At 55.8% G+C, this 13,495-nt stretch carries 9 protein-coding genes; all 9 read left to right on the plus strand.

Features of this window, described 5'->3' with window-relative positions:
• Nucleotides 1-432 precede the first annotated feature (432 nt).
• The 9 genes from Q0835_RS12055 (at nt 433) to Q0835_RS12095 (ending at nt 13,477) form a co-directional block, all read left to right on the plus strand.
• A complete protein-coding gene (locus tag Q0835_RS12055; RefSeq protein WP_298961419.1) occupies nt 433-2,181 on the plus strand; it encodes a type I secretion system permease/ATPase in 1,749 nt (582 codons plus the stop codon).
• 1 nt (nt 2,182) lies between these two features.
• Nucleotides 2,183-3,559: an HlyD family type I secretion periplasmic adaptor subunit gene (locus Q0835_RS12060; RefSeq protein WP_298961421.1), complete on the plus strand. Its 1,377-nt coding sequence runs from the start codon at nt 2,183-2,185 to the stop codon at nt 3,557-3,559.
• A gap of 494 nt (nt 3,560-4,053) precedes the next feature.
• Entirely contained in the window at nt 4,054-4,656 is a 603-nt protein-coding gene (locus Q0835_RS12065; protein WP_152500337.1) for a calcium-binding protein, read from the plus strand.
• 99 nt (nt 4,657-4,755) lie between these two features.
• Nucleotides 4,756-6,966, plus strand: a complete 2,211-nt coding sequence (locus Q0835_RS12070) for a glycosyltransferase (RefSeq protein WP_298961424.1) — start codon at nt 4,756-4,758, stop codon at nt 6,964-6,966.
• Nucleotides 6,963-7,802 (plus strand): class I SAM-dependent methyltransferase, encoded by an 840-nt coding sequence (locus Q0835_RS12075; protein ID WP_298812973.1) that lies wholly within the window; start codon nt 6,963-6,965, stop codon nt 7,800-7,802. Before Q0835_RS12070 ends, Q0835_RS12075 begins: the two co-directional genes overlap by 4 nt.
• Nucleotides 7,802-9,058, plus strand: coding sequence for a glycosyltransferase family 4 protein (locus Q0835_RS12080; RefSeq protein WP_298961618.1), 1,257 nt, complete (start codon nt 7,802-7,804; stop codon nt 9,056-9,058). Before Q0835_RS12075 ends, Q0835_RS12080 begins: the two co-directional genes overlap by 1 nt.
• 11 nt (nt 9,059-9,069) lie before the next feature.
• Nucleotides 9,070-9,864: a hypothetical protein gene (locus Q0835_RS12085; protein ID WP_298812971.1), complete on the plus strand. Its 795-nt coding sequence runs from the start codon at nt 9,070-9,072 to the stop codon at nt 9,862-9,864.
• 5 nt (nt 9,865-9,869) lie between these two features.
• Nucleotides 9,870-12,131, plus strand: coding sequence for a hypothetical protein (locus Q0835_RS12090; RefSeq protein WP_298961427.1), 2,262 nt, complete (start codon nt 9,870-9,872; stop codon nt 12,129-12,131).
• The gene (locus Q0835_RS12095; protein WP_298961429.1) at nt 12,128-13,477 is read left to right on the plus strand and encodes a glycosyltransferase family 4 protein; all 1,350 of its coding nucleotides are present in this window, start codon (nt 12,128-12,130) and stop codon (nt 13,475-13,477) included. The genes Q0835_RS12090 and Q0835_RS12095 overlap by 4 nt, the downstream gene beginning before the upstream one ends.
• The last annotated feature ends 18 nt before the right edge of the window (nt 13,478-13,495 follow it).

Raw genomic sequence — 13,495 nt, forward strand, 5'->3', positions numbered from 1 at the left:
TAATTCTTACGAGATCAAAGTGATTTACATGCGGGGTTTGGGGAGCACTCTTATTCCTGTTTGTGTCGATCGATCTGCTGCCATTTTCCTCAACTCTAGGTTTAATAGTCGTCGTGTGGCCATTTATGCCAGACACCGTCTCTTTAAATATATCGTGCATGTGCCCCGAACTCCCGCCAATATTCGAACTAAATTCGAACTAATCTCATCGCTAAATTGCTCCCTTTCTATGCACTTCAGTGCATTCATTGTTTTTAATTTTAACTTTCTACTACTCGTCAATCGATCGCCACAATTAAAGGCGTTAGTTGACTCGATTTAATCTATAGTCATTCATCATTACTAGGGAAAAGATGTGTCGTTTTCTGGGCAAATTTGTTTTTTTTCGCACTTGCGAACACATCTATCGGTTGAATATTTGGAGAATTGTAAATGGCTGAGCAATCAATACCGGCCGCTATTGATCCGTTTCGCCTCATCAGAGAGGCCAGGGTCACCTTTGCAACCGGTTTGGCTGTCGCTGCGATTTTGAGCGGGTTCATCACGCTTTTACAGTTGGTGGTTCCGCTCTTCATGCTCCAGGTCTATGACCGTGTCCTGAACAGTCGGAGCCTCGATACGCTCAATATGCTTCTGATCATTGCAGTTGCAGGCTTGGTGCTCTTTGCAATTCTAGAGTTCATTCGAAGTCAGATTTTCCAGATCATGGGCAGCGAGCTGGTCCGTCGCCTCAATCTGACGGCGATCGAGGCGGGTGTGAAATCCTCCCTTGAGAAAGGAGGCAGCATGGCTTCCGAGGTGCTGCGTGATCTCAATGACCTGAGGACTTTCATTACGAGCAATGCAATCAGCGCACCGCTTGAAGCCATGTGGGTACCATTGTTCCTGATCGTGTTGTTTGCGCTGCATCCATTCTATGGTCTGCTGGCGGTTGTCTCGGCCGTCACGCTTATCGGTCTCAATCTTTTGTCCGACATGCTCACCCGTCCCTTGTTGAAAGAAGCGAGCACGGCCAACCTGCAGAACGTTGCGACCATCGGATCAACCCTCCGTCATGCGGAAACAATCGACGCGATGGGGTTGATGCCGGCTCTCGCGAGACGGTGGCGCAAGGGTCAATTGCACGCAGCCGAGCTGATGGCCATGGGCAGCCGGCGCGGCAAGGCCATTCACGCTCTAACCCGTAGCATAAGGTTCGGTATGCAGATCGCCGTTTTGGCGCTAGGTGCTGATCTTGTCATCAAGGGGGAGGTCACTGCCGGTACGATGATTGCCGCAAGTATCATCATGGGCCGACTGCTGACCCCATTCGACAACATGACTGAAAACTGGCGCCAATGGGTGTTCGCCCTGACGGCCTGGAACAGGGTTCGAGACGTCCTTGAGAATCACTCCTCGCTGCGTCAGACCGTGCCAACGCCGCCCAGTCAGGGGGCGCTCAAGGTTGAGAAGCTGGTCTTCGCGCCACCAAATGCGCCGGTTCCGGTGATCAAAGGCATTTCGTTTTCTCTTGAGCCTGGTGAGGTTCTTGGCGTCGTCGGTGCTTCTGCCGCCGGAAAATCGACGCTCGCCCGCCTGCTTGTCGGTGTGCTCCAGCCGACAACAGGCGGGGTCTTTCTGGACGGAAACAATGTCTACCTGTGGGAGCGGGCTTCTTTCGGTGCCATGGTCGGATATCTGCCGCAGTCGGTGTCTCTGCTGGACGGATCCGTGAGAGACAACATCTCGCGCATGTACGAAGCCGACCCGCAGATGGTGATCGACGCAGCGCGCTCGGCGGGAGTGCATGAGATGATCGGCCGGATGCCGCTGGGTTACGACACGCCCGTCGGCGACAATCGGTACACGCTCTCCGGCGGTCAGAAGCAACGTGTTGCACTGGCGCGTGCTCTCTTTGGAGGGCCACGCTTGCTGGTGCTCGATGAGCCCAATGCAAATTTGGATACCGAGGGAGAGGTCGCCCTGCTGCGCGCCATTGCAGAGGCAAGAGCAAATGAGGCCATCGTCATCGTGATCGCGCACAGGCCAGCCATTATGGAAGTTGCCGACAAGATCCTTGTGCTGGAGGACGGGCGCGTCAGCCAGTTCGGTGACCGCACGGATGTTGTCAGCAGTATCACACGGCGCTTGCCTACGCCTGGAGCCAATCGGTCTCTGCCCGGCAGTGGAGAGGTCGCATAAAATGTCAGAAGACCAAAGTCAGTTACAAACCGGGCCGGCGTCCAAAGAGCCCGTCGAAGCATATTGGAAGTCGGGGCTTACGGCGGATGACGCGCGTCCACCGAGCCTGAAGAAGCCCTTGCTGGCTGCCGTACTGGCGGTGACGATCGGGTTCGGCGGTTTTCTTCTTTGGGGCTTCACTGCCGATCTGGACAGTGCAGCTGTCGCAACCGGCAGCGTGATTGTTGACAGCAAGCGAAAAACCATCAGCCACCTGGAAGGCGGGATCCTGCGACGATTGCTGGTTCAGGAAGGCGATTTTGTAGATGCCGGACAGCCTCTGGTGGAGCTGGACGATACACGCGCACGGGCGGAACTTGCCCAGTTGCGCGGCAAGCGCGTCAGCCTGCTCGCTATGTTGTCCCGCCTGAGGGCCGAACGGGACGGGGCGGAAGACATCAACTTTCCCAAGGAGCTTTTGGAAAGTGATGCTCCGTTGACGCAAGACGTTCTTACTGCTGAAAGCCGGTTTTTTGAAAAACGGCGTCAGGTCTACGAGGGAAAGCTCTCCTTTCAGCAGAAGGAGATCGAACAGTATGCCGCGCAGATTGAAGCCACTCAGGCGCAGATCGAAGCCACGGGGCAACAGCGTGCACTGCTTGAAGAGCGGGTCGCAGCGTTGACCTCGCTTGTAGAAAAGGGATTTACCTCGAAGGCCATGTTGAGTGACGTCCAGCTCGAACTGAGCGAGATGATTGGAGACGGCGGTGAATTCATCGCGCAGAAAGCGCGTGCCGAAAAGACGCGGCAGGGAGCGGAAGTGGCGCTGCTGCAGGCCGAGCAGGAGTGGCAAAGCGAGATTGCCAGCAAAATCCTCGAAACGCAGCTTGATCTCAATCTTACTAACGAGCAGATCGTATCCGCGAAGGATGTTCTCGACAGGTTGGTGGTCAATTCACCCCAGGCCGGAATTGTCTCCGATATTGAAACGCGCACGCCAGGCGGTGTCATCGAGCCAGGTAAGGCGATTATGGATATCGTGCCGCGTGACGAAAAGATGCTCGTCGAAGTGCGCATGAATCTCAATGATATTGATTCTGTGAGCGTAGGTTCCGAAGCGCGTATCAGGTTGACCGCTTACAACAGGCGCAGTGCCAGTCCGCTTGTCGGAGAGGTGACCTTTGTGGCCGCCGATCAGACTGTCGATCCGCAGACGCAGGCTGCGTTCTACGTTGTGCGGGCGGAGGTGACACCTGATGCATTGCAAGGGAGGCCCGACCTGGCACTTTACCCGGGTATGCCAGCCGAGGTGCTCATTGTTCGGCGCGCCCGCAAAGCAATCGAATATCTCGTCGAGCCAATTTCGGACAGCCTCAATCGCGCCTTCAGAGAAGATTGAGCGGCCGTATTCTTCCTGGTTTCCAAAGTACAGGCGCCAGCCTTGTCACGAGTGCCGGCATTGAAGGCCTTGCGGGCGTGTCGCAATGCAGCATCAGATTGATTGCCTGCAGCTAGAAGATGCAAACTTTGGTTGTAATTTAAAGTATAAACTTGCCTCAAATAACGATGAGATTTGCCAAAAATCACACAAGTATCTGAAAAATATAAATAAAAAATACAATCTATAAGAGCATATTTGGTTTATTTGATTTTATTTTGAAATTCAAAACAAAAATTGAATAAATTCATCGTATTTTTAAAGTATAGAACTGAATAATTTGATTTTAATTTCGTTTATTCAAACTATTGCCTTATTTTTTCACTATTCTTCTCTTTGCTATCAGTAATAATTGTGTATTGTCAGTGCTGCATAGCGAAAGGCGGTCGTTGTGCAGTGCGGTGTGCCGCGGTTCGCGGGACGTCATTTCAACGAGGCAAGTTCAGGAGTTTGCAATGGCTACAATTGAAGGCAGCGCCTTCCAGGATTTCCTGCAAGGTACCAATGCCCAAGACTTTATTTTCGGCTTGGGCGGATCGGACATCATTCTCGGGGACGAGGGCGATGACTTTCTGTTCGGTGGGAACGGCGGTGACGTGATCGCCGGCGAAGATGGCGCCGACAAAATCTTTGGTCAGGGTGGCGAAGACGTCATTCTGGGTGGAGATGGCAGTGACACGATCTTCGGTGGCGGTGGTTCCGACTACATTGAAGGCGGTGACGGCGGCGACATCATCTTCGGTGGCGAAGGTACCGATCTGATTGATGGCGGCGCAGGGAACGATGTGATGTTCGGTGGTGGTAACCACGACGTCTTCGTGTTCACCGGTGGCGGTGGCAATGACATCGTGATGGACTTCCAGGTGGGTGATCTGGTTCAGATCTCCAATAACATCAACAGCACCGGCGTTTCTTCTGCTGCTGATGTTGCCGCACGTGCGACGCAGGTGGGCAACAACACGGTCATTGATCTGGGCAACGGCGACACCGTGACGCTCAACAATGTCGATGCCGATGAGCTTCAGAACAATCCTGAAGGCTATATCGTCGTCTCCTGATAAGCCACGTCCCGGGCGCGCGGTTATCCGGGCGCCCGAGCGGCGGTTTCCGGCACTGGGCCTGCGCCGCTTTTGCAGACCCTCAATCGAAGGATACAGATGCTCGAGACGCTGGGCAAATACGCCGAGGCGGACTTTGAGTCGCCGCAAATCTATCAATTGACGTCGGGGGTCTGTCTTCTTGTGTGGGATCCCCCTCATCAGGTGAATGCAGCTCCACGGCTTGAAGAGCAAACCACAAGCTCATTCGGTTCTATCGCAAGCGTCAGGCTTGCGCGTCTGGATGGTCGATCGCGTATCGTCTGGGCCTTTTCCTTGAAGGAAAAGTCCAGGCTGGATCTCAAACTGACGGCTGGCGCAATCGGTTCCGAGGCTCGTTTGGCGGTAGATGTTACCCAATCGGTGCCGGCGGCCGATGCCTTTGCCATTACGAATGGTCTCAGTCAGGCCGCCTGTGCGGTTTTCGTCACGACGTTTCTGAATGCCTGGTCAGGCATGTTCCGGCTGTCACGATCACGCAAGTTTGTCGATTTTGCGCGCGAGCTTCTCCGCTCTGTCAATGATACGCCTCCGGTTGTCGAGTTTGTAGCGAGTGTCGGAACAGTGCACATTCTCGAGACGTTGCTCAATAGCGATAGTGCCGAAATCCAAACTGCTGTTTTGATTGGAGATTTCGGCATTCAGCGCCTTGATGGCGCAGGCTGCAACGTTCCCCACAACAACGGCAGGAACAGACTGTATCTCGGCTCAGTTGAGCTTCATCAGCCCCCGCAAAACGGGTTTCTCGTACTTGCCGGGGCGTGGGGCCTCGCCATTCGCAGAATGGCGGTTGAAAACGCTGGACGCTCGCTAAGCTCCTGGTGGGGGACCAATTCCCGGAAGCTGCCGGAAGTGCGGGACTACCTCATTGCCGAAATCGGAAAACGGTCCGAGGAGGCCGAGGCGGCTGTTTTGAACATGCAATCAAATGAACCGCTGGCAGCGCGACGCCATGGATCGCTTGCTGAATCGACATCCTTCTGTTCAGTCGAAACGGCACTGGCCGGAGAGGCCGGAGTTCTGGTTGGAGGGTGGATGCGAGACCCCGGAAAGACCTATCGCGGGATCGATATTCTGTCTGGTACCGATGCTCCCATTCCACTGGAGCTTATGACGTTTGACGGTGTCCTGCCGGAAACGCAGGGTGGATACGCAATCAAGCGATTTGTTGCCTTTGCGCCGGTCGGCGGCTCATTGCGGCACAATCTTCAACCCCGTTTCGAACTCAGGCTGGCCTCCGGCGAGCGGGCTTCGCTGGTCCCGCCGCCACAGCCGAGCGACATTTGCGAAGTCAGGGCAAAAGCACTTTCCGTGGCAACTCCTCGGCACATGAGCGATGAAGTCATGTCCGGTTGCCTGTCGCACATTCTGTCCGAAATCCAGGAGCGCTTTCGTCATTCGGTTGGAGCGCCCAAGGAGATTACGTTCGGAGCGATGCTGACGAATCCGACGGTTTCAATTGTCATTCCTCTCTACAAGGTCTTCGACTTCATCAAGGCCCAGCTGGCTACCTTTTCAACGGACAGCTGGCTCGCGGAAAATGCGGAGATCATCTTCGTGCTCGACTCGCCACAGCAGGTCACGCACGTTGAGGATCTGCTCGCTGGCTTTCATCTGCTCTATGGATTGCCTTTGCGCCTTGTGGTCATGGAACGCAACGGCGGGTACGCCCTTGCCTGCAATGCCGGCGCAGAGGCCGCACGCGGTCGTTATCTTGCCATGATCAACTCCGATGTCGTGCCGATCGAGGCAGGCTGGCTGGAACAGTTGTGCGCCAGCCTGATGATGGACGAGCAGATCGGGGCTGTCGGCGGCAAGCTGCTATACGCAGACAATGCAATCCAGCACGCAGGCCTCAAGTTCATTCAAGACGACAAGGGGCGCTGGTTCAATCACCATTATTTCAAGGGTTTTCCGAGGCAGTTTCCCGAAGCGAGCTCCTCACGTGAGGTGCCCGGCGTAACCGGTGCTTGCATGGTTTTGGCGAAGGAAGATTTCGATGCCGTCGGAGGTTTCACCAACGACTACATTGTCGGTGACTACGAAGACAGTGACCTCTGCTTGAAACTCAGGAAGCTGAACCGGAAGATTTGCTACATCGGCGACGCCGAGCTCTACCATTTCGAGCGGGTCTCCATCCGCAAGAACGATGACTACACCGGCGGTGTCGCCTCTCAGTACAATCGCTGGCTTCATCAATCGCGGTGGGAAGAGGACATCGTAGCGCTTATGGGGGCTGCGGCCCTGCGTGAAGAAGGATCAAGAGCATGAATTCGCCGGTTCTCATTCGGGATACGGCGGGTTTGTTGCCTGTCGCACTTAGCGGAGAACGGCTTGCCGATCTACAGGCTTATGTTCTGCGCAATCGGTTCCTTCCGGTGCCGCCGAGCGAAGACAATTTTGTCGGCGACGGAGATTATCTCGCCATTGGGACCGAATTCCTAGGGCACTTTATCGAGCTTGGCGGACTGCGGGACCACGAGAAGGTGCTGGATGTCGGCTGCGGCATTGGCAGAATGGCAGTTCCACTCACGCAGTTCCTCGATCAGGCCAAGGCACGTTATGTCGGTTTTGATCCGGCTTCTGCGGGCATCCAGTGGTGTACGCGAAATATTTCGTCGGTCTATCCGAACTTTCGGTTCGCGCATCTTGATGTTGCTAACTCGCTCTACAATCCCGAAGGCTATATCCGAGGCAGCGAAGTGGCCTTGCCGTTTGCGACCGGTGCTTTCGATTTTGCCATCATGACGTCCGTCGTCACGCATCTGCCGGCGGAAGAAATTGGACCTTATTTCAAGGAAATCTCGCGCCTTCTGGGCAAAGGCGGACGCTTGTTCGTATCTGCGTTCGTTATGCTTCCGGACAAAAACCCAGACGCCAAGCCGCGCATCACTTTTCAGCGGGCGGGTGAGGGACCCGCCTGGTTTGCCGATGCAAAGGAGCCAATGATGGCGGTCGCTTTCGACGATGGTTTCATCGAAAGCGCATTGCAAGCCGCCGGGTTCGAATTGGCCGTCAAACGGCTGGGGCACTGGCGTGGCGGTAGCAGCTCGCTGCACTATCAGGATTTTTTCGTTGCCTTGAAGACAAATGCGGAGGTGACGTGATGCGCATTCTCGTCTTTGCTCACAATCACCCCGATCTGCATCCCGGCGGGACGGAAACTGTCGCGCTGGAGCTTGCCAAGGCGTATCGCAAGGCAGGGCATCAATCGCTCTTTGTCGGTGCGACGAACCATTTGCACCGCGATCCACATCCAGGCACCAGCTTTCAGGCGATCAGTGACAGCGGTGATGAATTGCTGATGTGGGCAGGTCATTTCGACCGGTTCAACATGAGTCAGATAGATTTGCAGGCTTTCGTGCCGGACATGCGCACCTTGCTTGATAATTTCCAGCCGGATGTCGTTCACATACACCATTTGTTGCTCTTCGGGGTCGAGCTCCCAGTCCTGTTGCGTCGCGCGCTCCCGGATGTGCGTATCGTGATGACGCTTCACGACTACTATGCGATCTGCGCCAATGATGGTGTCCTGATGAAAAGTCCGGATGAGGCCTGTGCGGCCCTGGGTTCGGGCGGACTGTGCCGCTGTCTTCCAGACGCCAAGCCGAATGATCTGCGCTTGCGGGAGCGCTTCATCAAGACCCATTTGGCCGCAGTGGATGAATTCGTTGCGCCAAGTGCGTTCCTGCGGGACGTCTATGTGCGGTGGGGGCTTCCAGCAGAGAAGATAAGGATCATCAGCAACGGGCGACCGGAGACCACACCTGTGGCCAGTCGGGCGGCTACTAATGAGCCGAAATCGGTGTTCGGCTACTTTGGCAATCTGACACCCTGGAAAGGTATCGAAGTCCTCCTGCAGGCAGCTCGCCTGCTAAAGGACAAGGATCTTGATTTTGAACTCCGGGTCCATGGCGGGGCACCATTTCAGGACAAGGATTTCGTCAAGCGTATCGATGCGCTCTTTGAAGAAACAGCGCCGAACGTGCAACGGCTCGGTGCTTACCGACCCGATGAAGTTGCCAGCCTCATGGAACCGGTCGACTGGGTGGTCGTGCCGTCCGTGTGGTGGGAAAACGCTCCGTTGGTCATCGCGGAAGCTCAACAGCATGGCCGCCCTGTCATCACCAGCGGTGTCGGAGGCATGGCAGAGGCTGTCAAGGACAGCATCGACGGGCTTCATGTTCGCAAGAATGATCCCGTTAGTCTGGCGATCACCATGGCGATGGCTGCCGGAGACGCAGAACTCTATAGAAACCTGGCGGCAAATGTGCGCGTCCCCCCCTCCGTGGCGGTCGTTGCCGAGCAATATCTAGGTCTCTTTCAAGGCCGGCACTCAATGCCGCGCGCACCTGCTGCCTGAGGAGGATCGATATGAGTGTGACTTCTCTTGAAAAGGTAAAGAGCGAAAACAAAGGTTCCGGATCGGATGTTACCGATGTGGATCAGGTCAAAGCGGTGCCCGCCAGGCTCCAGGGACGTGTCGACGCGTTTGAAAACGGACGGCTGCTGGGTTGGGCCTGGGATGCCTCGAGCCCCAGCGACCGCATGACTATTCATGTCTTTCATGACGGAGAACGGGTCCTCAGCAAAGTTGCAGAGAACCCGCGGGTCGATCTGAAACGAAACGGTATAGGCGATGGCAACTACGCCTTCGATATTGAATTGCCGCAGGCTGTCGCCTCTGCTCTTGAAGGCCTGACCGTCATTGCTGAAACGCCGGAAGGTGACGCGCAACTCAAGTTGCCGAGACCGAGCGCAGAAGAGCGGGCCGCCGAGGCAGCCGTTGCCATGCCGCTGGCTCTGGTAATGGAGAAGGTCGACCGGTTGATCGTGGCACAACGCCAAAGCGCCATCGGACAGCGCGACGCCACAAAGCTGTTGCGCGAGACTGTTCAACGCATTGATGCGCTTGCGTCAAACGAAGGCGAACTCGGTGAAGCCCTTGCCATCCTCAAGGGCGGGCAGGGGGAACTGTCCCAGCGGGTGAAGGAGCTCGAGGTCTTCCTGCTCCGGTTCGATACTACTCTGAAGGGTTTTGACAGCCGGCTCACGGAACTTGGCGACAAGAGCCAGAACAATCTCAAGGTTCACTTGCTACTGCTGGCAATTCTTCTTGGCTTTGTCGGCGGCATGCTGTTTGCCACAGCCGGCGGCCTTTGGAGGTAGGTTGAATGGAGCCAGTCGTCACTTTGGAGGGAGTGAAAAAGTTGCCGAATACACGGCAGCGCCAGAACGCAGCTTCCAAGAATGATAGAACGGATAGATCCTGCGTTCCGGTGGACGGGCATTCACTTCTTTGTGCCGGTCTTGATCGCGAAACACTTCTGGTCGCGGGCGTTGGAAATGTAATTTCCGGAAGCTGGCCGGCCGTTCTCAATGACGATCCGAAGGCGACTGTATTCTGCACAGTTGCCGTGTTGCAGCACGATGGACAGCTGAAGGGCAGCAAAACTCCATTTGTTGCCATTCTTTCCCTGCCAAACGGGCTGGATATCCGGCCTGAGCGCCTGACGATCCGGTGTCAGGGCCATTCTCATCCATATGGTTTCAAGTCGCGGGCAGATGACCTCCAGAGTTTCTTTGGCAAGGTGAGTGAACTTTCGTCCCAGACAGAACCGGATGTGATCGACAGCCTGGTTCAAGCGCTGCTGAACGGCGGCGCAACGCCCGATGCGATGGACACAACGGCCAGACTTGTTGATGGTTTCTCGGGGTGCGACGGATTTGTGGAAATTCTGGGAGCGTTCGATGAGGGCGACATTTATCTGCAGGGTTGGGCCAAGGCCATCCCCGCAGGTACAAGCCGTGTTTTCGTCTTGGGAGACAGCCTTCAGATCGGAGCGTTTACAAGTGGACTTTTTGAACGCAAGGACACCGGAGGCAAGGCATTTGGATTTTCCGGTCTTCTTGCTGTCGAAAACAAGGCAGATGTCCAATCTCTCCGAAAGATCTTTGTTCGAAGCCGGGCGGGCTGGAATGCAGTTCATGTTCATGAACGCAAGTCAGTGCTCCCGGTCAGGGCCCTGCCGTCGCACATCCGGTCCCTCCTGCCGAAGCTCTCCCCAGCAGGCGACGGCAGGGCCCTTTTGGAAGAGGCAGGCAAACGTTTCGATGGCCGGGAAACTGTAAGCGAGTTGGATGTCCCGGTCCGTGTCGGCATCGATTTCAGCGCCTGTGTAGATCGTGCTGGTGCGCTGCTTTCCGGCTGGCTGCTGGACCCGGAAGAGCGTGTCGAGGCCGTGCTGTTTCGTTCAGATGGGACAAGTTGCAGACTTGATGCACGCTGGACACAACAGCGGCGGCCAGATGTGACCAGTGCGTTCGAAACACTGTCACCGTTCCTGAATGGGCCGGATGCAAAACAGCGCCATGGATTTCTTGCTCATGTTCCAGCGCAGGACGGAGCCGTGTTTCAAGAGGCATATCTTGAACTCGTCCTGAAAGACGGCAGATCGGCCTTCGCTCCGATTGCCCTTGGCCGGGCGCTGCTCAAGCCGGCATTGCGGCGGCTGATTTCCGGGCTAGATCCTGCGACAGCTTTTCGTCCTGACGTCCTTGAGCGCCACTTTCTGCCTTTTGTTCAGGCAGCGGAAGCTCCGGATCCCGCAGTCTGTGAAATCTACGACCTGGGTCCTTTCCCGGAAAATGCGCCGCTTGCACTGGTTGTTGGGCTGGATGACGACTTTGAAAGATCCAGAGTTCTGCTCTCTCTTTGTGCGCTCGATCCGAGCTTGAAGGGTCTGCCTATCGTCTTGGCGATATCTGATGAGATGGGGCAGGAGCAGATTGAAGACTTTCGCCGGATCGCCGGTTTTTTCGGGCTGTCTGTTCGGTTGGTTCTGGTGAGCCATGCCGGGGACGCGCTCGACGCGATCCAGGCCGGCGCCGGTGAAGCACCGTGCGACACAATCGTCTGTCTTTCTTCCGCCATGCTGCCACGCGCTCCCGGCTGGTTGGAGGCACTGCATTCGGCTTTCCAGGTTCACGATGAAGCCCCTTTGGTGGCACCTACCATCCTTTATGAAGACGACACCATCAGATGGGGCGGTGCCTGGATCGAACTGGATGACGGACGTCACCAACTGAAACAACACTATCTCGGTTACCCGCGCCGGACCCTTTTGGGGGCGGAAACAACAAAGGTCGCCGCTGTGCCGTTTGACTGTTGTATCATGTCCCGGTCGGCACTTGCAGAAGCGGGCGGGTTTTCCCGGAACTATCTAGGCACTGACGAGAAGGGCCTTGATGCGGCTTTGCGATTGAAGCTTTCCGGGGTCGGTTCTGTCTGGGTGCCGCAGGTGGAAATGATCCACGCTGATGATGGTTCGCTGTCCAATGCCAACTGGAAAAAACTTGTTGCCGATATCGACCGGCGCAGTTTCGACCGCTTCTGGCTGCCAGTTTTACCGGAATTGGCGGAGGACAGGGCATGACCGGGTCGACTTCTGACACGGCGAAGATCTCGGACGACACCTTGCGTGTGCTGATCATTTCCCATGGGCATCCGACGCTTTCACTCGGCGGCGCGGAAGTCGCATCCTACAATCTTCATCTCGGCTTAAAGGCCCAACCGGGAACGCAGTCCTTTTTCCTTGCACGGGTTGGAAACGAGTATCCGAGGCACGGTCAATCCGCCCTGATGGGGGTTGATGATGCCGATGACGAATTGCTCTTTCATGCAGACGACTACGATCCTTTTCTTGTCTCCAACCGCAATACTGGCGACCTGTGCAGGGATCTGCGCCGCTTCGTGCGCACACTTCGTCCGGATGTCGTGCATTTTCACCATTTCATCGGATTGGGTCTGGAAGCGCTCTATACGGTGCGCGAGGCATTGCCGGATGCTGTCATTCTGGTGACATTCCACGAATTCCTCTCGATCTGCCACCATCACGGGCAAATGGTCAAAACGAAAGGCCACAAGCTGTGTAAGGCAGCATCCCCAATCGCCTGTCACGGCTGTTTTCCGGACATTGCACCTGGAACGTTCTTGCGACGTCGGCAGTTCATTCAAGCCATGCTGAGTGTTGCCGACGGTTATGTTTCTCCAAGCCGGTTTCTGGCGGAACGCTATGTTGCCTGGGGCCTGCCTGAAAACAAGATCTCGGTCATTGAGAACGGCTTGAATGTGGGCGAAGCGGCGGAAGTTCGCCCGGTTACCGGAAGCTCTGAACGTCGGTGCCGTTTTGCTTTTTTCGGTCAGATGACCCCTTACAAGGGTATCGATGTCCTGCTGGACGCGGTTCAGAGGATACCCCAGAGCGTCTGGGGCGATGATGCCACGCTGACGATTCACGGTGGCAATCTGGAGCGGCAACCTGAAGAGTTTCGTCAAAAGATCGGTGACCTGCTGGAAGCCGCCGGGAAACGCGTCCGATTTGCAGGAAGTTATCAGAATACCGACATGCCTTCTCTTGTACAGCAGGCAGACTGGATAATGATGCCGTCGGTCTGGTGGGAAAACTCCCCCGTGATCATTCAAGAAGCGTTTTTCCACGGTCGCCCGATCATCTGCAGCGATATTGGGGGCATGGCCGAAAAGGTTCGCCCGGGAATCGACGGTCTGCATGCCCGTGTAGCAAGCCCGGAAGATCTCGCTGACCGTATGTGCGAAGCCCTCACGGACCAAGATCTGTGGAGCCGCCTTCGGGCTGGTATCCAGCCCCCAAAAACCCATCTGGAGAGCGCCGGAGAGCACGCTGTCCTTTATCGAAATGCTATGGACGGCCGTTCAGCAGCTCTAGCGGGCTTGCCGGATACCCTCAAGCAAAGTGCCTGAAAAAGCAAAGGAAACCGG

It is taken from the genome of uncultured Roseibium sp., assembly GCF_947499295.1.
Taxonomy (GTDB): Bacteria; Pseudomonadota; Alphaproteobacteria; order Rhizobiales; family Stappiaceae; genus Roseibium.

What these genes read in the sequence shown, in the direction of transcription:
- Q0835_RS12090 (WP_298961427.1), top strand. Translation starts at nt 9,870, where the DNA reads ATGGAGCCAGTCGTCACTTTGGAGGGAGTGAAAAAGTTGCCGAATACA.
- Q0835_RS12085 (WP_298812971.1), top strand. Translation starts at nt 9,070, where the DNA reads ATGAGTGTGACTTCTCTTGAAAAGGTAAAGAGCGAAAACAAAGGTTCC.
- Q0835_RS12065 (WP_152500337.1), top strand. Translation starts at nt 4,054, where the DNA reads ATGGCTACAATTGAAGGCAGCGCCTTCCAGGATTTCCTGCAAGGTACC.
- Q0835_RS12095 (WP_298961429.1), top strand. Translation starts at nt 12,128, where the DNA reads ATGACCGGGTCGACTTCTGACACGGCGAAGATCTCGGACGACACCTTG.
- Q0835_RS12070 (WP_298961424.1), top strand. Translation starts at nt 4,756, where the DNA reads ATGCTCGAGACGCTGGGCAAATACGCCGAGGCGGACTTTGAGTCGCCG.
- Q0835_RS12060 (WP_298961421.1), top strand. Translation starts at nt 2,183, where the DNA reads ATGTCAGAAGACCAAAGTCAGTTACAAACCGGGCCGGCGTCCAAAGAG.
- Q0835_RS12055 (WP_298961419.1), top strand. Translation starts at nt 433, where the DNA reads ATGGCTGAGCAATCAATACCGGCCGCTATTGATCCGTTTCGCCTCATC.
- Q0835_RS12075 (WP_298812973.1), top strand. Translation starts at nt 6,963, where the DNA reads ATGAATTCGCCGGTTCTCATTCGGGATACGGCGGGTTTGTTGCCTGTC.
- Q0835_RS12080 (WP_298961618.1), top strand. Translation starts at nt 7,802, where the DNA reads ATGCGCATTCTCGTCTTTGCTCACAATCACCCCGATCTGCATCCCGGC.